The sequence below is a fragment of the Streptomyces sp. 5-10 genome, assembly GCF_014712245.1.
Taxonomy (GTDB): Bacteria; Actinomycetota; Actinomycetes; order Streptomycetales; family Streptomycetaceae; genus Streptomyces; species Streptomyces violaceusniger.
This window is the reverse complement of the sequence record NZ_JACVYG010000049.1, coordinates 49,393-67,883: the sequence shown is the minus strand read 5'-3', so window position 1 is coordinate 67,883 and position 18,491 is coordinate 49,393. Positions and strand designations below refer to the sequence as shown.

Below are 18,491 nucleotides of genomic sequence, written 5' to 3'. Positions count from 1 at the left end.
TGTGATCTGCGATTTAGGGCCGCACGGCCCACGGAGATAACCTGCGAGACGGACATGCCGCGTACCCGGTGAACGTGTGCCGCCCTCGTTACAGATCGCGTCCTCACGCTGCCCCCGCGGCACGCCCGCGCTGATAACGACCGCGAAATCCATGGAAAAGGGACGGACGCGCGTGGACCTGTTCGAATACCAGGCGAAGGACCTCTTCGCCAAGCACGGTGTACCGGTGCTGGCCGGTGAAGTCATCGACACGCCTGGGGCGGCGCGCGAGGTGGCCGAGCGACTGGGCGGCCGCGCGGTCGTCAAGGCGCAGGTCAAGACGGGCGGCCGGGGTAAGGCGGGCGGCGTCAAGCTGGCCTCCGACCCGGATGACGCCGTCGAGAAGGCCGGCCAGATTCTGGGCATGGACATCAAGGGCCACACGGTCCACAAGGTGATGCTCGCCGAGACCGCGGACATCAAGGAGGAGTACTACGTCTCCTTCCTGCTGGACCGCACCAACCGCACCTTCCTCGCCATGGCCTCCGTCGAGGGCGGCGTGGAGATCGAGGTCGTCGCGGAGCAGAACCCCGAGGCGCTCGCCAAGATCCCGGTGGACGCCATCGAGGGCGTGACCCAGGAGAAGGCCGCCGAGATCGTCGCCGCCGCGAAGTTCCCGGCCGAGATCGCGGACCAGGTCGTCGAGGTCCTGCAGAAGCTGTGGACCGTCTTCATCAAGGAAGACGCCCTGCTCGTCGAGGTCAACCCGCTGGTCAAGACCGAAGACGGCAAGATCATCGCGCTGGACGGCAAGGTCTCCCTGGACGAGAACGCCGCCTTCCGGCAGCCGGAGCACGAGGCGCTCGAGGACAAGGCCGCGGCCAACCCGCTCGAGGCGGCCGCCAAGGCCAAGGGCCTCAACTACGTCAAGCTCGACGGCGAGGTCGGCATCATCGGCAACGGCGCGGGTCTGGTCATGTCCACCCTCGACGTCGTCGCCTACGCGGGCGAGACCCACGGCGGTGTGAAGCCCGCCAACTTCCTCGACATCGGCGGCGGCGCCTCCGCCGAGGTGATGGCCAACGGTCTCGAGGTCATCCTCGGCGACCCGGACGTCAAGTCGGTCTTCGTCAACGTCTTCGGCGGCATCACCGCCTGTGACGCGGTCGCCAACGGCATCGTCCAGGCCCTGGAGCTGCTGAAGTCCAAGGGCGAGGACGTCAACAAGCCGCTGGTCGTGCGCCTCGACGGCAACAACGCGGAGCTGGGTCGCAAGATCCTCACCGACGCCAACCACCCGCTTGTTCAGCAGGTGGACACCATGGACGGCGCGGCCGAGCGTGCCGCCGAGCTGGCTGCGAAGTAAGGGACGAGGTCACCAGAAACCATGGCTATCTTCCTCACCAAGGAAAGCAAGGTCATCGTCCAGGGGATGACCGGGTCCGAGGGGCAGAAGCACACCCGTCGGATGCTTGCCTCGGGCACCAACATCGTCGGCGGCGTGAACCCGCGCAAGGCCGGCACCACCGTGGACTTCGACGGCACCGAGATCCCGGTCTTCGGCTCCGTCAAGGAGGCCATCGACGCCACCGGCGCCGATGTCACGGTCATCTTCGTCCCGGAGAAGTTCACCAAGAGCGCGGTCATCGAGGCGATCGACGCCGAGATTCCGCTCGCCGTCGTGATCACCGAGGGCATCGCGGTCCACGACACCGCCAACTTCTGGGCCTACGCGGGCAAGAAGGGCAACAAGACGCGCATCATCGGCCCGAACTGCCCGGGTCTGATCACGCCGGGTCAGTCGAACGCGGGCATCATCCCGGCCGACATCACCAAGCCCGGCCGGATCGGTCTGGTGTCGAAGTCCGGCACGCTGACCTACCAGATGATGTACGAGCTGCGGGACATCGGCTTCTCGTCCTGCGTGGGCATCGGCGGTGACCCGATCATCGGCACCACCCACATCGACGCCCTCGCCGCCTTCGAGGCCGACCCCGACACCGACCTGATCGTGATGATCGGCGAGATCGGCGGCGACGCCGAGGAGCGGGCCGCGGACTTCATCAAGGCCAACGTCACCAAGCCGGTCGTCGGCTATGTGGCGGGCTTCACCGCCCCCGAGGGCAAGACGATGGGCCACGCGGGTGCCATCGTCTCCGGCTCCTCCGGCACCGCCCAGGCCAAGAAGGAGGCCCTCGAGGCCGCGGGCGTGAAGGTCGGCAAGACCCCGTCCGAGACCGCGCGCCTGGCGCGCGCCGCGCTGGCCGGCTGACGCCGCCACGGCTCGATGCGGCGGGCCCGCACCACCCCACGGTGGTGCGGGCCCGCGGCGTTCCCGGGCGACGGATACCCAGGCGGAACGCGGCAAGCGACCCATCCATCCCATCACGCCATAAAAGACGCATAAGCGGACTAGCCGCGACACGGCGACCAAACCCTTGATGTGGGGATGAAACGGCTGTTATTGGCAGCATGGTCACGTGACGCAAACGACCGATCGCAGCCCGTCGGTGTCCGCACGCGACCGCTCAGCGCCCCGGCGCTCCTCCGCCATCAGGGAGGCGTTCCTCGGCGGTGTGGTCGCCGCGGGGCTCGGCCTCGGCACGCTCGCCGTGGTCGTACTGCTGCTGTGGATCACTTCCTCGTCCCCCGCGAGCAGCCCCGACGGAGCCCTGCACGTCGCCGCCGACCTGTGGCTGCTCGGCCATGGCGCCGACCTCGTGCGCACCGAGACGCTCTCCGGCCACACCGCGCCCGTCGGACTGACCCCGCTGCTGCTCAGCGTGGTGCCGTGCTGGCTGCTCTACCGGGCCGCCCAGCACGCCGTCTACCAGGCGGAGCCCGACGAGGGCGAGGGGCAGTGGGCGCCCGAGGAGTCCTTCGTCGATCCGCGCACCGCCTTCGCCTGGGTGACCGGCGGCTATCTGCTGGTGGGTACCGCTGCCGTGGTGTACGCCTCCACCGGGCCGCTGCACGTCGACCCGCTCAGCGCGCTGCTGCATCTGCCGGTCGTCGCCGGGGCCATCGCCGCCGTCGGCGTGTGGACGGCCGACGGACGGTTCCCGCTCCGCCTGCCCGGACCGGTGAGCGAGAGACTGCGGCGGCTCCCCGGCGCCGAATGGACCGTAAGGGCGGCCGCTTCCCTGGCCGCGCGCAGCTGGTGCCGGCGCCGCCGGCTGACCGCCGCGCTACGGGCCGGGACCAGCGGTCTCGTCGTCCTGCTCGGCAGCGGTGCGCTCCTTACGGCGACGTCGATGCTGAGCCACGCGGGCGCCGTGCAGGTGACGTTCCTCAACCTCAGCGATGTGTGGTCGGGGCGGTTCGCGGTGCTCCTGGTGAGCCTGGCGCTGCTGCCGAACGCGATCGTCTGGGGCGCCGCGTACGGGGTCGGGGCGGGGTTCACGGTCGGCGGCGGCAGTGTGGTCGCGCCGCTGGGCATCACCTCCTACCCCCAGCTGCCGCACTTCCCCCTGGTCGCCGCGCTGCCCACGGACGGCTCCGGCGGGCCGCTGGTCTGGCTCACGGGGATCGCGGCCGGGGCGTCGGTGGCCTGGTTCATCGGTATCGGGGCGGTGCGGCGGCCCGGCAAGGGCGAGCCCAGGCCGCCCTGGGGCTGGGCCGAGACGCTGGTGCTCGCCGTGTTGGCGGCGGTCGGCTGCGCGGCCGCGATGGCGCTGCTGGCCGGGGTCTCGGGCGGACCGCTGGGCATCGGCATCCTCGCCGATCTCGGCCCGGACTGGTGGCGCACGGGCACGATCACGCTGGCCTGGACGGGAGTGATCGGCGTGCCCGGCGCGATGGTGCTGCGCTGGTACCGGCTGTGCGTCCCCACCAGGGCCTCCTGGCCGGAGTGGAAGGCGATGCGGGCGGAGCGCCGTACGGCCCGCGCACAGGCCCGTACGGCGGCCAGGGAGGCCCGTACGGCGGCCAGGGTCACCCGTACGGCGGCCAGGGCCACCCGTGCGGCGCGGGCCGCGGCCACGGCGGAGGCGCGGGCGGCGGTACTGCCCACGGTGTCGCCCATGGAGGCCGCCGAGGTGCGCCAGGCGATGGCCGAGCCGTGGTGGCAGTGGCTGCGCCCCGGGGCGTCGGGCGCCGACCGCAAGCGGAACCGTAAGGCGGCCTCCGGGGCCGGTGCGGAGACGGCACGGGAGACGGGGCGCGAAACCGGTGTGGGCACGATCGCCGGGCTCGCGACGCCCGCGGGCACCCCGGATGCCACCGGTGCGGCCCGCCCGCGCCGCTGGGCGCTGAGCCGGAAGCGCGCCCCCGAGGCGCACCCGCAGCCGCCCACCGAGTGCGAGACCGCCCCGAACCCCCTGCGGGCGGAGTCCTCGACCCCGCCGGACGGCGCCCGCCGCGAACCGTAAGGCGGTCGGCGGGCGCGAGCCGTCGGCCGGGCGGGCTCGGAGCCGTCAGTCCTGTGTGCTCAGCAGGGGGCGGAGCTGGTCGGGGAGCAAGGTTTCGCAGTCGTGGCGCGAGGTCTGCGTAAGGGCGTCGTCCACGCAGGTGTAGTAGTCGCTGTAGACGATCTGGAAGCTGAACGTCGCCGCGACGATGGCGAGTGCGAGCCCGCCCGTCACCAGACCGCTGATCGCCGCCGTCGCCTGCGGCTTCGCCGGGCCGCTGCCGGGCGCGGGCAGCGCCGCCGGGGTGGCGTCCGGAGGCGGGGGCGGGGCGTTCAGGGGCGCGGCCGCGGCCGGGGACGGCGCCGTACGGCGCGGCTTGGCCCGCAGCGAGCTGATGCCCCAGTACAGGGCCAGCACCCCGAGCAGCAGCGCGATCTGCGGCAGGCTGAAGAGCGCGAAGAAGAACGCCCACATGCCCGAGAGCAGCGCGTACCGGGCGCGCCGCTGGGCCGGGTCGTTGGGGTCCCAGCGCGGTCCGCCGGGTCCGCCGGGTCCGGAGGGGCGGTTGGAGCCGGGGCCGACGCCGAAGCCGCCGCTCTGGCGGCCGGGCTGGCGGCTGCTCCACTGGCTGCCCCAGGCCGGGGGCTGCTGCGGCTGCTGACCGCTCTGGTCGCCGTCCTGGCCGTCCTGCCCGTCCTGGCCGCCCTGGGCACCCGGGCGGCCCTCGCCGCCCTCCCCGCCGGAGCCCTCCGGCCGGTGCCGGGGCCGCCAGGGCTGGTCCGGCCTGTCCTCGGGCGGTGGGGCGAACGGATTGTCCTGGTCCCCGTTCTGCCCGCCGGGGGCGGACGAGGACGAGGAGGACGACGACCGCTGCTCCCGGAGCAGCGGCGTCGTGCGCGACATGCGGGCGCGCCTCATCGCCGCCCCCGGGCCTGGGCGGGGGACGGAGTGGGGCGATGAGCCGCGCGGCGGCGTCGGTCCGGCATGTGGAGTGTGTCTTCCCCTTGTGTCGTCGTCCTGCACGCCGGGGCGGGTACGGCCTGGTGCCGTACGGCGCGGGTACGGCCGGTGCCGTATGGCTCGGGGCGCGGGCGCGGCGTTCGTTCCCACGGCGTCAGTGGCGTCAGTTGCATTCGCAGTCCAGACGCTACCTCCCGTGCCCGCCCCCGTCCCCTGGGGGCCGCTTCGTGTGCCGGTATCGTTGCTGACGGTCGGCGGCTTCGTAGAGTTCCCCGGAATTGATGAGTCCGCGACCTTGTACGACCACACAAACGGCAGCACCGCCCGCGAGAAAGAGCCCCGCCGTGGCCTCCCCGCCTTCCCCCGCCAGCCCTGCGCGCCCCGGGCGCCCGGTCCGCCTCGTCGTCCTCGTCTCCGGCTCCGGTACGAATCTCCAGGCGCTGCTCGACGCCATCGCCGCCGAGGGCGTGGCCCGCTACGGCGCCGAAGTGGTGGCCGTGGGCGCCGACCGCGACGGCATCGAGGGCCTGGCGCGCGCCGAGCGCGCCGGGATCCCCACGTTCGTGTGCCGGGTCAAGGACCACGCCGGCCGCGCCGAGTGGGACGCGGCCCTGGCGGAGGCCACCGCCGCCCACGAGCCGGACCTGGTCGTCTCGGCCGGGTTCATGAAGATCCTGGGCCAGCAGTTCCTCGCCCGGTTCGGCGGCCGCTGCGTCAACACCCATCCCGCGCTGCTCCCCAGCTTTCCCGGCGCCCATGGCGTGCGCGACGCGCTCGCGCACGGTGTGAAGGTGACCGGATGCACCGTCCACTTCGTCGACGACGGCGTCGACACCGGCCCGATCATCGCCCAGGGCGTGGTCGAGGTCCGGGACGAGGACGACGAGTCCGCTCTCCATGAGCGGATCAAGGAAGTCGAGCGCTCGCTGCTCGTCGAGGTCGTGGGGCGTCTGGCCCGTCACGGCTACCGCATAGAGGGACGAAAGGTAAGGATCCCGTGACCGCCGAAGGTACCAAGCGGCCCATCCGCCGCGCGCTGGTCAGCGTCTACGACAAGACGGGTCTCGAGGAGCTGGCCCGAGGGCTGCACGCGGCGGGTGTCCAGCTCGTCTCGACCGGTTCGACGGCCGCGAAGATCGCCGCCGCCGGGGTCCCGGTCACCAAGGTCGAGGAGCTGACCGGCTTCCCCGAGTGTCTCGACGGGCGCGTCAAGACGCTGCACCCGCGCGTCCACGCGGGCATCCTGGCCGACCAGCGGCTCGACTCCCACCGTGAGCAGCTGCGGGAGCTGGGCGTGGAGCCCTTCGAGCTGGTCGTGGTCAACCTCTACCCGTTCCGCGAGACGGTCGCCTCGGGCGCCGCGCCGGACGAGTGCGTCGAGCAGATCGACATCGGCGGCCCCTCCATGGTCCGGGCCGCCGCCAAGAATCACCCGTCCGTGGCCGTGGTCGTCAACCCCGAGCGGTACGACGACGTCCTTAAGGCCGCCGCGGAGGGCGGTTTCGACCTGGAGCGGCGCAAGCGGCTGGCGGCCGAGGCGTTCCAGCACACCGCCGCCTACGACGTGGCGGTGGCCAACTGGTTCGCGGCCGACTACGCGGCGGCGGACGACTCCTCCTTCCCGGACTTCCTGGGCGCCACCATCACCCGTAAGAACGTGCTGCGCTACGGCGAGAACCCGCATCAGCCCNCGTGCTGCGCTACGGCGAGAACCCGCATCAGCCCGCCGCCCTCTACACCGATGGCAGCGGTAAGGGGCTCGCGGAGGCCGAGCAGCTGCACGGCAAGGAGATGTCGTTCAACAACTACACGGACACCGAGGCCGCCCGCCGGGCCGCGTACGACCACACCGAGCCCTGTGTCGCGATCATCAAGCACGCCAACCCGTGCGGGATCGCGGTCGGGGCGGATGTCGCCGAGGCGCACCGTAAGGCGCACGCCTGCGATCCGCTGTCGGCCTTCGGCGGGGTGATCGCCGTCAACCGCCCGGTGTCGGTCGCCATGGCCGAGCAGGTCGCCGAGATCTTCACCGAGGTGATCGTCGCCCCGGCGTACGAGGACGGCGCGGTCGAGGCGCTCGCCCGTAAGAAGAACATCCGGGTGCTGCGCTGCGCGGAGTCGCCGGTGGCGGCCGCCGAGCAGCGTCCCATCGAGGGCGGCACGCTCGTCCAGGTCAAGGACCGCCTCCAGGCCGAGGGCGACGACCCGGCCAACTGGACCCTCGCCACGGGCGAGGCGCTGGACGCCGACGGCCTCGCCGAGCTGGCGTTCGCCTGGCGCTCCTGCCGCGCGGTGAAGTCCAACGCGATCCTGCTCGCCAAGGGCGGCGCCACAGTCGGCGTCGGCATGGGCCAGGTCAACCGCGTGGACTCGGCGAAGCTGGCCGTCGAGCGGGCCGGTGCCGAGCGGGCCGCCGGTTCGTACGCCGCCTCCGACGCCTTCTTCCCGTTCCCGGACGGCTTCGAGGTGCTGGCCGAGGCGGGCGTGAAGGCCGTGGTGCAGCCGGGCGGTTCGGTCCGCGACGAGGCGGTGGTGGAGGCCGCCCAGAAGGCGGGTGTGACGATGTACTTCACGGGCACGCGCCACTTCTTCCACTGAGCGAGTACCGAGTGACCAGCGGGCGGGCACCGGACGACCGCTGAGCGAGCACAGGAGGCCGCACCCCGACCGGATCACGGGGTGCGGCCTTCGCCGGTCCGGCCCCGACCGGCCCCTGATTGGATCCGACGTCCCCGCATCCGGGAGGATGAAGTCATGACCGCCCAGATTCTCGATGGCAAGGCAACCGCAGCCGCGATCAAGTCCGATCTCGTCAGCCGCGTGGAGGCGCTGAAGGCCAAGGGCATCCATCCCGGCCTCGGGACCGTGCTCGTGGGCGAGGACCCCGGCAGCAAGTGGTACGTGGCGGGCAAGCACCGCGACTGCGCCGAGGTCGGCATCGCCTCCATCCGGCGCGACCTGCCCGAGACCGCCACCCAGGAGGAGATCGAGGCGGCGGTCCGGGAGCTCAACGAGGACCCGTCCTGCACGGGCTACATCGTCCAGCTGCCGCTCCCCAAGGGCATCGACGCCAACCGGGTGCTGGAGCTGATCGATCCGGTCAAGGACGCCGACGGGCTGCACCCGATGAACCTCGGCCGCCTCGTGCTCAACGAGAGCGGCCCGCTGCCGTGCACCCCCCAGGGCGTCATCCAGCTGCTGCGCCACCACGGGGTGGAGATCAACGGCGCGCATGTGGTGGTCGTCGGCCGCGGCATCACCGTCGGCCGGTCGATCGGGCTGCTGCTGACCCGCCGTTCGGAGAACGCGACGGTCACCCTCTGCCACACCGGCACCCGTGACCTGCCCGGGATCCTGCGCCAGGCCGACATCATCGTGGCGGCCGCCGGGGTGCGGCACCTGGTCAAGCCGGAGGACGTCAAGCCGGGCGCTGCGGTGCTCGACGTGGGCGTCAGCCGGGACGAGCACGGCAAGATCGCCGGCGATGTGCACCCCGGTGTGACCGAGGTCGCGGGCTGGCTCTCGCCGAACCCGGGCGGGGTCGGCCCGATGACCCGGGCCCAGCTGCTGGTCAACGTGGTGGAGGCCGCGGAGCGGGACGCGAAGGCGGCCGCCGACGCCGGTGCCGGCCATGACGGCTGAGGCGAGCGAGCCGGCGGCCGGGGAGCAGCGGCAGGAGCCGCCCGCGGCGCCCGCGGGGCCCGGTCGGCTCATCCGCAGGTCGCGCCGCTTCCCGCTGATCACCCGGGACACCGCGCGTCCGGAGGGCGGCGGCCGGGCCGCGCCCGGTGCCGCTCCGGCGCCCGCCCGGCAGTGGCCGCTGCTCTCGGTGATGGGCGGGGTGGGCCTGGGGCTGCTGATCGTCGCCCTGGACGCGTTCCGGGCGGGCACGGTGCTGATCGGGCTGTCCCTGCTGGCGGGCGCCTTCTTCCGGTGGGCGCTGCCCGAGGTGGGGATGCTCGCGGTGCGGTCGCGCTTCACCGACATGCTGACCTACGGACTGCTGGGCGCGGCGATCGTGCTGCTGTCCCTGATGGCCCAGCCGGATCCGTGGGTGTCGATCCCGTTCCTTGACGACGTGGTGCATTTCACGGTGCGCTAGCCGACGAGGTGAAACGGCGGCCCGTCCTCTCCCCCGTGGAAGGACGGGCCGCCGTCGTCGTGGCCGGATCCGAACGGTCCGGCGGCGGTCCGCCCTCTCCCCCGAAGAAGGACGGACCGCCTGGTGATCAGGGTTGTGTGTGGGCTGTGCCGGATCAATGAGCGTCGAGACCCTGTGGCGCGGAAGTGACCGTTCCAGCACGAGGTATCGGCCGTGCAACGAGGAGCCGGGTGCGGGGGAGTGCGTACCGGTGCGCGAAATGCTCCGATGCGCCCCCGCCCGAGGAGCTGACATCCTGGGGCAAGGCATCCCTTTGGGTAGTCAGTTCGGGGCTCGAGGGCGGCCAACGGCGGCCGCGGCGCGGGAGATTGACGGGTACGGGCGGGGGGACAGGGGGTGGCAATGCCTCGTTGGAGGGACTTACCGGAGGAACTCGATCCGCGGGTCCGGGAGTTCACCGCCCGGCTGCGCACGCTCGTCGAGCGCAGCGGGCTGAGCGTCGTCGCCGTCGCCGACCGCACCGGCTACAGCAAGAGGTCCTGGGAGCGCTATCTCAACGGACGGCTGCTGCCCCCGCGGGGCGCGGTGGCGGCCCTGGCCGAGGCCACCGGCGCCGACGTCCACCACCTGAGCACGCTGTGGGAGCTGGCGGAGCGGGCCTGGAGCCGCTCCGAGCCGCGGCACGACGTCACGATGGAGGCCACCGGCGTCGCGCAGGCGCGGGCCGCCGTCGAGCGGTTCGACCCGGCGGCGCAGGCGGTGGACGCACGGAAGAACGGCCGCTCCCCGGGGAAGGACCGGCCGAGGGTCGAACCGCCCGAACCGGAGCAGCCGCTGGTCGCGACGGCTCCGGTGCTCCCGGCTCGCGCGGCGTCGGCCGGGCGGGCACCGGACTCCGCCGAGCCGTCGCCCGCGTCGTCCCCTTCGCCCTCGTCCCCTCCGTCCTCGCCGCCGTCGTCGCCGGGCCCGAGGGGGCGGAAGCGTGTCGCGCTGTTCGCCGGGGGGCTCGTGGGCGCGCTCCTGCTCGTCGCCGGTGCCGTCGTTCTGATCGACGCGGGCGGCGACGGCGAGAAGCGCGGGGAGCGGCCGACCACCGCGCCGGCCACCAGCGCGCGTCAGCAGCTGCCGGAGGGCGTGAAGTGCGCCGGGCAGGACTGCACCGGCCAGGATCCGCAGGCCATGGGGTGCGGCACCTCAGCGACGACGACGGCGGACGTCACCGTCGGCACCGCGTATGTCGAGGTCCGCTACAGCAAGACCTGCGAGGCGGCCTGGGCCCGGATCGCCCGAGCCGACCCGGGCGACGTCATCCAGGTCAAGGCGCCGGGCGCGAACGGCGGCGCGGACCGCTCGCGGAGCGGCAGGGTCGGTGCCGACGGCGATGCCTACACCAAGATGATCTCGGTGGACTCGGCCGCGCGGGCCACCGCGTGCGCCACCCTCGGCGGCGGCACGCGCGCCTGCACGGCCCCCGGCCGGGGGTGAGCGCGAGCGGAGCGAGGCCCGTCCGGGACTTGTCCGGAGCCCGTCCGGAGGAATTCGTGAAACCGGGGGGAATGAGCCGGGGGAATCGGGGCAGGCGCTGCCCGAGCCCCCCCACGGGTGCGGCACTGGGCGGCCGCCTGCACTCCCCCCTCCTGGCAGGCGGCCGCCAAAGTGCGCGGTGGTCCCGCGTGCGCGGTGGTCCGGGACGCACGGTGAGCGGTTACACAATGGCCCGAGAGAACCTGGGCCAGGTGCCGTCGGATAGCCTGACGCAGGTATCTCGACACCAAGAGATCTTGGACTGACAACACAGCGCAGGAGACCGCCATGACCCGCACTCCCGTCACCGTCACCGTCACCGGCGCGGCCGGCCAGATCGGCTACGCGCTGCTCTTCCGCATCGCCTCCGGTCAGCTCCTCGGCGCGGACGTGCCGGTCAAACTGCGCCTCCTGGAGATCCCGCAGGGGCTGAAGGCCGCCGAGGGCACCGCGATGGAGCTCGACGACTGCGCCTTCCCGCTGCTCCAGGGCATCGACATCTCCGACGACCCGAACGTGGGCTTCGACGGTGCGAACGTCGCGCTGCTGGTCGGCGCCCGCCCGCGCACCAAGGGCATGGAGCGCGGCGATCTGCTGGAGGCCAACGGCGGCATCTTCAAGCCGCAGGGCAAGGCCATCAACGACCACGCCGCGGACGACATCAAGGTCCTGGTCGTGGGCAACCCGGCCAACACCAACGCGCTCATCGCGCAGGCCGCCGCGCCGGACGTACCGGCCGAGCGCTTCACCGCGATGACCCGGCTGGACCACAACCGCGCGCTGTCGCAGCTGGCGAAGAAGACCGGCGCCCCGGTCGGCGAGATCAAGAAGCTGACGATCTGGGGCAACCACTCCGCCACCCAGTACCCGGACGTCTTCCACGCCGAGGTCGCGGGCAAGAACGCCGCCGAGGTCGTCAACGACGAGCAGTGGCTGGCCGACACCTTCATCCCGACCGTCGCCAAGCGCGGTGCCGCGATCATCGAGGCGCGCGGCGCCTCCTCGGCCGCCTCCGCCGCCAACGCCGCCATCGACCACGTCCACACGTGGGTCAACGGCACCGACGCCGACGACTGGACCTCCGCCGGTGTGGTCTCCGACGGCTCGTACGGGGTGCCGGAGGGCCTGATCTCCTCCTTCCCGGTCACCGCGAAGAACGGGAAGTTCGAGATCGTCCAGGGCCTGGACATCAACGAGTTCTCGCGTACCCGCATCGACGCGTCGGTGAAGGAGCTCGAGGACGAGCGCGAGGCCGTGCGGAACCTCGGCCTGATCTGACGCGCCCCGGCCCGCCCCGGCGCGGCCGTTTCCGAAGGGTCACATTCCGGTATTCACTCCGGAGTGTGACCCTTCGGCCATGCACTGTAATCGCGGGCCATCTTCCCCTACCGTGGAGGCAGTTGCTACGGCCTCGGGGGGAAACATGGCCAATACGCGCGGTGATCATTTTTCTAGCGGTGCTGATTCTTCCGGCGACTCCTCTGTGAGCGATCACTCCGCCCGCCTGCCGCGGTCGCGAGCGGAGCCGTCACCGGCCGTCTCTTCTCCTCGTGCTGCCGCCGACGCTTCTCCCTACGCCACCAGCGAGGCCACCCGGCTGCTATGCGCGGGCACCTATCTGGACGACGACTTCCGGGACGCGGTCGTGGACGAGCTGTATGTCCACGAGGAGCGTGCGGTGGCGCCCTCGCTGGGCATCGACGCGGTCCGGGTGCTCGCGCACGCGCTGCGCGCCCGCCGTCTGGAGGCATGCTGGACCGCGCTGCTGGTGTCCTTGTGGGTGCTGGACTTCCTGCTGGCCCAGGGCTTCTTCTATCTCTTCCTGCTCTCCTGCGCGCTGCTTCTGCTGGCGGCCTGGGCGAGGGGCGGGGCCATGGGTCCCTTCCGTGCCGACTATCCCGGGGCCGACGGGGTCACCGTCACCCGGCGGCGGGCGGCCGCGGTGCTGCGGGTGCTCGGCTGTCTGTCCCTGCTGTCCTATGTGTTCTCCGCTCTGACGCAGGCGCTCACGGACGGGCAGTCCGATCCGGGTGGGCTTCAGGCCTTCGCGCCCGCCCTGGCCACCGGGTCGGACACCACCGCCGCCTGGTTCGCGCTGCTGATCCCGGCCGCGATGGCCGCCGCGGTCGCCCTGCACCGTGAGCATGTGGCCCGGGTGCTGGCCACCGATCTGGAGCCGGAGACCTTCGCCGACCCCGCCGCGGACCCCGCGGAGCGGTTCGAGGGCGGGCGGTTCCAGCGGGTGCGGGCCCTGATCCGCCGTGAGCAGCACTCACCGGTGATCCTCTACCACGACCGGCACCCCTTCCTCGGCGCGGGCACCGCCCATGACACCTGGACCCTCGCCGTCGAGCTGCGGCCGCGCGAGGGCGGGGATCCGGTGCCGCTGGACAACCGGGTGATCCTGGAGCGGATCCGGCCGCTGGTCGAGAAGTTGCGTACCCCCTCCACCCAAGGCACCGCCGCTGTCCAGGGCACCGCCCCTGTCCAAGGCGCCGCCGCACAGGGCACCGCCCCCGCACAGAGCACCGCCCCCGCGCAGAGCACCGCCCGTCCGGCCGCCGAGAGCCGGGACCGGCTGCGCGGCCTGGAGCTCGACGAATGCGTCTTCCTCAAGGTCACCGGATTACGGAGCCGCTCCTTCGTGCCATACGGCGAGGCGGACTTCGCGCGGGAGCGGGCGGAGGCCGTTGAGGAGGGTGGCGAGATCCGCCGGCACTTTCTGCGCATCCGCGTCGGCGCCTGGCGGGAAGAGGTCGTCACCACGGTCTTCGTGCGGGTGCATACGCAAGGCGGCATGCTGATGCTGGAGTTCGCCCCGCATGTGCTGCGTCCGATCCGCCCGGACTTCCGGGCGGTCGACCGGCTCTCCGACTCCCACCGCCGCGGCGGGCTGCCGGGCAAGGTGGTCTGGGCGCTGGGGCGGACGCCCACCGCGGCGGGCCGGGCGGTCATCCATGCCTTCCGCTCGGCCGCCTTCCTCTGGCGGATGTACGCGGGGGGCTATGAGGCGGCCATCCCCGACGGGCCCTGGGTCTCGGTGCGGGAGTTGGGCAGCGACGCCGGCGCATCGCTCTTCCAGGAGATGGATGTCAGCCGCTATCTGAAGAGCGTCGAGGACCGGGTGGCCAACGGCGTGCGAAGGGCGCTCGACGAAGCCGGCTGGGAGACCGGTGAGTTCGAGCAGAAGGTCATCAATGTGAGCGGCGGCGGGGTCTTCATCGAGTCCGCGGAGCACAGCGCCTTCGGCTTCGGTGACCACAACACCATCAGCAACACCACCGGAAGCAATGGAGCGGGAGGCGGCCATGGCGATGGCTGACGCGCAGGACGGTAGCGACATGGGCGGCGGCCCGGACCACGCGGCGGACGCGAGCGGTGGCGGCGCGGCCCCGGCGGCGGGCGGCGGGAGCACGTTCGGGAACATCCGGTTCGGCAGTGTGCGGGGCAGCGCCATCGGCTTCGGCGACCACAACCACATCGTGAACGGACGGCAGGGGGAGGCGGCCCCCTGTGACCCCGCCTATCAGGAACTGCTGGAGGCCGTACGGCAGCTTGCCGAGGATCTGCGGCGGGTGGTCCCGAGCCCGGAGATCGGCGCGCTCTCCGACGAGTTGGACCGGACCGAGGACGAGATCCAGCGCACCGGCCGGGCCGGGGCCGGCCGACTGGCCCGGATCCGGGTGATGTTGCAGGACGCGAGCGCCAGTGTCGGCATGCTCGCCTCGGGCGTCGCCGTCGGACAGGCGGTCGGCGCGTTGTTGGGCGGGTGAGATGAGCACTCCGGGCGGCGAGGGGGGCCGTCGATGGGACGAGGAGGCCCAGCGCTGGGTGGGAGTGGGCGCGGAGCCGCCGGCCCCGGGCCGAAGACCACCCAATCCGCATCTGGGCACGGTGCTGCTGGCGGTGCTCGCCGTGGTGCTGGTCGGCGGGATCGGTATCGGCGCCTGGAAGCTGGTGTCGGGCGGCGGGGACGACAAGCCCCGGGCGGACGGCGGTTCGCCCTCGGCCTCGTCCTGGTCGCCATCGGACGGGCAGCCTTCGGCGGTGTCGTCGGGGCCGTACCCGGAGCCGACCTCGGCGCCGCCGTCGGTGTCCGAGGACAGCACCCAGGGACCGCCGGCGGACTATGTGCGCACCACCGACCCGGAGGGGTTCCGGCTGGATGTGCCCAAGGGCTGGCAGCGGGTCAAGCGCGACACCGGGGTGTTCTACGAGTCGTCCGACGCGAGCAGTCTGATCCAGGTCTTCGCGCTGACCGAGCCCGACATCACGCCGTATGAGGCGCTGCGCCAGGCGGAGACGGGGCTCAAGAAGAACCCTGACTACAAGCGGTATGGGCTCAAGCGGCTCGGCCCCGGCGATGACGCGGACGCGGAGCTGGAGTACGGCTACCGCAGCGCCAAGTACGGCCCGCGCCGGATACTCGACCGGGCCTTCACCGGCCCGGACCGGGTGCAGTACGCGGTGCTGGTCGCGGGCCCGGCCGACGACTGGCCGCAGCAGCGGGAGCGGCAGGGCATCGTGCTGGCGTCCTTCTGCCCCACGGGCTACTGCCCGGCCACCTGACCGGCTGCCCGGCCACCTGACCGGCTGCCGGCCACCTGACCGGCGACCGGGCGACGGACACGTATCGGTGCGGTGACAGGGGGTGGGGCGGCCCTCGAACCGGGTACATCGATGGGGGCCGACGTGGCTTATCCGCATATGGGAGCAGAGATCGATCATCGGGGGGCATAGATGAGCATGCACAACGGGGGAGCGCCGGGGCAGGACGCCAGGCGGGTGCTACGGGCGCTGGCGGTGACGATCTTCCTGGTCGCGGGGATCGCGTTCTCCGGATGGGTGGCCTTCGGAGGCGATGGCACCTCCCGGAATCAGGCGGGGCCACTGCCCTGGGACCGCGAGAGCCCCACGGCCACGCCGAGCGGGGACGCCTCCCAGCCGAGCGACCTCTACCCCTCGCCCGGCCCCGAGACCAGCGGGCCGACCGACCCCCCGACCGATCTCCCCACGGACCTTCCGACCGGGACACCCTCCGGGTCCCCGTCCGCGACGCCGTTCGGCACCCCGTCCTCACCCTCCCTGACGGGTGCCGCCCCGCCCGCGGGCTACAGCACCCAGGCCGACCCGGCCGGCTACCACCTCGCGGTCCCGGACGGATGGCGGCGGACGACCGAGGGCCCCAGCGTCTACTACACCTCGCCCGACGACAGCACCGTGATCCAGATCTTTGAGCTCCACGGTCCCGAGTCGACGCCGTACGAGTCCGCCCAGGAGGCCGAGCGGATCGCCTCCACCCACCGCGACTACGAGCAGATCGCCCTCACCCGGCTGGGCTCGGCCGCCATGGACCCGGCCCAGCTGGAGTACACATACGAGTCCAAGAACGACGGCCACCGCCGGATACTCGACCGCCGCTTCGCCGCCCCCGGCGGCACCATGTACGCGGTGCTGGTGATCGGCCCTTCCGGGGCCGGGGACCGGGTGGAGGAGCGGGAGATCCACCAGACGGCGGTGGACACCTTCTGCCCGACCGCCTACTGCCCCGCGTCGTGACCGCGCCGCGTCCTGCCGTCCCGCGTCGTGACTGCGCCGCGTCCTGGCCGCGCCGCCTCCTGATCACACCCCAGCCTCTCGACCGCCCAGCCTTTCGACCGCACCCCGCCTTTCGACCGCACCCCGCCTTTCGACCGCACCCAGCCTCTCGACCCGAACCACTTCTTGACCGCACCGCCTCTTGACACAGAGGTCGATTATGAGCCGAGGGGCCGGTTCTGCCTTCGGATCACGTGAGCCGCCCCACTTTCTCTTGCGAATCGCGCATAGGTTCCCGCCTTCCGGTTAGGGGTCCATGTTGCTGGCTTGGACCAGTGGCACAGCACGCGGAAACCGGAAGGCAGACATCACGTGGCGGCAGTCGAGACCATTCATGTGGACGGGGTGTGGCAGGCAGCCGCGTCCGGGGCGCAGCGGGAGGTCCTCGACCCCGCGGACGCCAAGACCCTCGCCGTCGTCGCGGAGGGTGGTGTCGAGGACACCGACGCGGCGATCGCGGCCGCGCGGCGCGCCTTCGACCAGGGGCCCTGGCCCGGGACGCCGGTGGCCGAGCGGGCGGCGCTGCTGCGCCGCGTCGCCGAGCTGCTCCAGCGCGACCGCGAGGTGATCGCGCTCATCGAGAGCCGTGACACCGGCAAGACCCTGGAGGAGGGCCGGGTCGACGTCGACGACGTGACCAACGCCTTCCGCTACTTCGCCGACCTGGTCGCGGGCGAGTCGGCCGGGCGCGTGGTCGACGCGGGCTCCCCCGATGTGCACAGCGTCGTGGTCCATGAGCCGGTCGGCGTCTGCGCGATGATCACCCCCTGGAACTATCCGCTGCTCCAGGCCAGCTGGAAGATCGCCCCGGCGCTGGCCGCCGGGAACACCTTTGTGATCAAGCCCAGCGAAGTGACCCCGCTGTCCACCGTCCATCTGGTGAAGCTGCTGGTCGAGGCCGGGCTCCCGGCCGGGGTGGCCAATGTGGTCACCGGTGCGGGCGACCCCGTGGGCGCCCGGCTGTCCGAGCACCCCGATGTGGATCTGGTCTCCTTCACCGGTGGCCTGGTCAGCGGCACCAAGGTCGCGCAGGCCGCCGCGCCGACGGTCAAGAAGGTCGCGCTGGAGCTCGGCGGCAAGAACCCCAATGTGGTCTTCGCCGACGCCTGCGCCACCGCCGAGGGCTTCGACACCGCCGTCGACCAGGCCCTGAACGCCGCCTTCATCCACAGCGGCCAGGTCTGCTCGGCCGGCGCCCGGCTGATCATCGAGGAGTCGGTGCGCGAGCGGTTCGTGGCCGAGCTCGCCCGCCGGGCAGAGAAGATCAAGCTGGGCCGCGGCACCGAGGACGGCGTGGAGTGCGGTCCGCTGGTCTCGGCCCAGCAGCTGGACAAGACCGAGGCGTATGTGGCGTCCGCCCTGGAGGAGGGCGCGCTGCTGCGCTGCGGCGGCAAGCAGCCGGAGCCCAACGAGGTCCGCCCGGCCACCGGCTACTTCTACCTCCCGACCGTGCTCGACCAGTGCCACCGCGAGATGCGGGTGGTGCGGGAGGAAACGTTTGGGCCGATTCTGACGGTCGAGTCCTTCCAAACCGAGGACGAGGCCGTCACACTCGCCAATGACACGGAGTACGGACTGGCCGGCGCCGTCTGGTCCGCCGACACCGCGCGGGCGCGCCGCGTGGCCGCCCGGCTGCGGCACGGCACCGTGTGGATCAACGACTACCACCCCTACCTTCCGCAGGCCGAATGGGGCGGTTTCGGCAAGTCCGGGGTCGGGCGCGAGCTCGGCCCCGCGGGCCTTGACGAATACCGCGAGACCAAGCACGTCTACGAGAACCTGCGGCCGAGCCCGGTGCGCTGGTTCGCCGGCTGACACCCGCCGCCGGCCCCGTCCGGGGCACGGCCGGGCCCGGACTCGTCCCCCGGGGCCCGGACCCGGCCGCGCCCGATCGCGGCGACCGGCGGCGAGAAGCCCGTAGGCACGTAAGGCACTCAGCAACACCCCCACCCCAGGGGCGGCGCAGCCCCCGGCCCGCA

General features: G+C 72.4%; 14 protein-coding genes and 1 pseudogene. 14 read left to right on the top strand and 1 reads right to left on the bottom strand.

The genetic code is table 11. The features are described 5' to 3' along the window. The first annotated feature begins 172 nt into the window (after positions 1-172). The 3 genes from sucC (at position 173) to IEJ02_RS37605 (ending at position 4,349) form a co-directional block, all read left to right on the top strand. Positions 173-1,345: an ADP-forming succinate--CoA ligase subunit beta gene (gene sucC / locus IEJ02_RS37615; RefSeq protein WP_191068892.1), complete on the top strand. Its 1,173-nt coding sequence runs from the start codon at positions 173-175 to the stop codon at positions 1,343-1,345. A gap of 21 nt (positions 1,346-1,366) precedes the next feature. Continuing rightward, positions 1,367-2,251 (top strand): succinate--CoA ligase subunit alpha, encoded by an 885-nt coding sequence (gene sucD, locus IEJ02_RS37610; protein ID WP_020870608.1) that lies wholly within the window; start codon positions 1,367-1,369, stop codon positions 2,249-2,251. A 208-nt stretch (positions 2,252-2,459) separates the two neighbouring features. Then, positions 2,460-4,349, top strand: a complete 1,890-nt coding sequence (locus tag IEJ02_RS37605) for a cell division protein PerM (RefSeq protein WP_191068891.1) — start codon at positions 2,460-2,462, stop codon at positions 4,347-4,349. A gap of 45 nt (positions 4,350-4,394) precedes the next feature. Here the strand turns inward: IEJ02_RS37605 and IEJ02_RS37600 are convergent, their stop codons facing one another. Beyond that, positions 4,395-5,231 (bottom strand): hypothetical protein, encoded by an 837-nt coding sequence (locus IEJ02_RS37600; RefSeq protein WP_191068890.1) that lies wholly within the window; start codon positions 5,229-5,231, stop codon positions 4,395-4,397. Positions 5,232-5,632: 401 nt separating this feature from the next. Here IEJ02_RS37600 and purN point away from each other — a divergent pair, with 401 nt between their 5' ends. From purN to IEJ02_RS37545, 11 genes and pseudogenes are all read left to right on the top strand, one after another. Then, on the top strand, positions 5,633-6,289 hold the full coding sequence (gene purN / locus IEJ02_RS37595) for a phosphoribosylglycinamide formyltransferase (RefSeq protein ID WP_191068889.1): 657 nt from the start codon (positions 5,633-5,635) through the stop codon (positions 6,287-6,289). Beyond that, positions 6,286-7,886 (top strand): annotated as a pseudogene (purH, locus tag IEJ02_RS37590) (bifunctional phosphoribosylaminoimidazolecarboxamide formyltransferase/IMP cyclohydrolase). The gene purN and the pseudogene purH overlap by 4 nt, the downstream one beginning before the upstream one ends. 156 nt (positions 7,887-8,042) lie before the next feature. After that, complete coding sequence (locus IEJ02_RS37585) at positions 8,043-8,930, top strand: bifunctional methylenetetrahydrofolate dehydrogenase/methenyltetrahydrofolate cyclohydrolase (protein WP_137978372.1); 888 nt, start codon at positions 8,043-8,045, stop codon at positions 8,928-8,930. Beyond that, positions 8,920-9,390, top strand: coding sequence for a DUF3017 domain-containing protein (locus IEJ02_RS37580; protein WP_223865108.1), 471 nt, complete (start codon positions 8,920-8,922; stop codon positions 9,388-9,390). The genes IEJ02_RS37585 and IEJ02_RS37580 overlap by 11 nt, the downstream gene beginning before the upstream one ends. Positions 9,391-9,792: 402 nt before the next feature. Continuing rightward, a complete protein-coding gene (locus tag IEJ02_RS37575) occupies positions 9,793-10,875 on the top strand; it encodes a helix-turn-helix domain-containing protein (RefSeq protein ID WP_191068888.1) in 1,083 nt (360 codons plus the stop codon). Between the two features lie 327 nt (positions 10,876-11,202). Then, positions 11,203-12,192: a malate dehydrogenase gene (locus tag IEJ02_RS37570; RefSeq protein ID WP_191068887.1), complete on the top strand. Its 990-nt coding sequence runs from the start codon at positions 11,203-11,205 to the stop codon at positions 12,190-12,192. Between the two features lie 205 nt (positions 12,193-12,397). After that, positions 12,398-14,236 (top strand): AbeC-like domain-containing protein, encoded by a 1,839-nt coding sequence (locus IEJ02_RS37565; protein WP_275561809.1) that lies wholly within the window; start codon positions 12,398-12,400, stop codon positions 14,234-14,236. Then, complete coding sequence (locus IEJ02_RS37560) at positions 14,223-14,687, top strand: hypothetical protein (protein WP_191068885.1); 465 nt, start codon at positions 14,223-14,225, stop codon at positions 14,685-14,687. The genes IEJ02_RS37565 and IEJ02_RS37560 overlap by 14 nt, the downstream gene beginning before the upstream one ends. A gap of 1 nt (position 14,688) precedes the next feature. Beyond that, entirely contained in the window at positions 14,689-15,483 is a 795-nt protein-coding gene (locus IEJ02_RS37555) for a serine/threonine kinase C-terminal domain-containing protein (protein WP_223865107.1), read from the top strand. A 171-nt stretch (positions 15,484-15,654) separates the two neighbouring features. Beyond that, the gene (locus IEJ02_RS37550) at positions 15,655-16,473 is read left to right on the top strand and encodes a serine/threonine kinase C-terminal domain-containing protein (RefSeq protein WP_223865106.1); all 819 of its coding nucleotides are present in this window, start codon (positions 15,655-15,657) and stop codon (positions 16,471-16,473) included. Between the two features lie 351 nt (positions 16,474-16,824). Next, positions 16,825-18,327, top strand: coding sequence for an aldehyde dehydrogenase family protein (locus IEJ02_RS37545; protein ID WP_191068884.1), 1,503 nt, complete (start codon positions 16,825-16,827; stop codon positions 18,325-18,327). Positions 18,328-18,491: the final 164 nt, after the last annotated feature.

What these genes read in the sequence shown, in the direction of transcription:
- IEJ02_RS37585 (WP_137978372.1), top strand. Translation starts at nt 8,043, where the DNA reads ATGACCGCCCAGATTCTCGATGGCAAGGCAACCGCAGCCGCGATCAAG.
- IEJ02_RS37560 (WP_191068885.1), top strand. Translation starts at nt 14,223, where the DNA reads ATGGCGATGGCTGACGCGCAGGACGGTAGCGACATGGGCGGCGGCCCG.
- IEJ02_RS37555 (WP_223865107.1), top strand. Translation starts at nt 14,689, where the DNA reads ATGAGCACTCCGGGCGGCGAGGGGGGCCGTCGATGGGACGAGGAGGCC.
- sucD (WP_020870608.1), top strand. Translation starts at nt 1,367, where the DNA reads ATGGCTATCTTCCTCACCAAGGAAAGCAAGGTCATCGTCCAGGGGATG.
- IEJ02_RS37580 (WP_223865108.1), top strand. Translation starts at nt 8,920, where the DNA reads ATGACGGCTGAGGCGAGCGAGCCGGCGGCCGGGGAGCAGCGGCAGGAG.
- IEJ02_RS37570 (WP_191068887.1), top strand. Translation starts at nt 11,203, where the DNA reads ATGACCCGCACTCCCGTCACCGTCACCGTCACCGGCGCGGCCGGCCAG.
- IEJ02_RS37550 (WP_223865106.1), top strand. Translation starts at nt 15,655, where the DNA reads ATGAGCATGCACAACGGGGGAGCGCCGGGGCAGGACGCCAGGCGGGTG.
- IEJ02_RS37600 (WP_191068890.1), bottom strand. Translation starts at nt 5,231, where the DNA reads ATGTCGCGCACGACGCCGCTGCTCCGGGAGCAGCGGTCGTCGTCCTCC.
- IEJ02_RS37575 (WP_191068888.1), top strand. Translation starts at nt 9,793, where the DNA reads ATGCCTCGTTGGAGGGACTTACCGGAGGAACTCGATCCGCGGGTCCGG.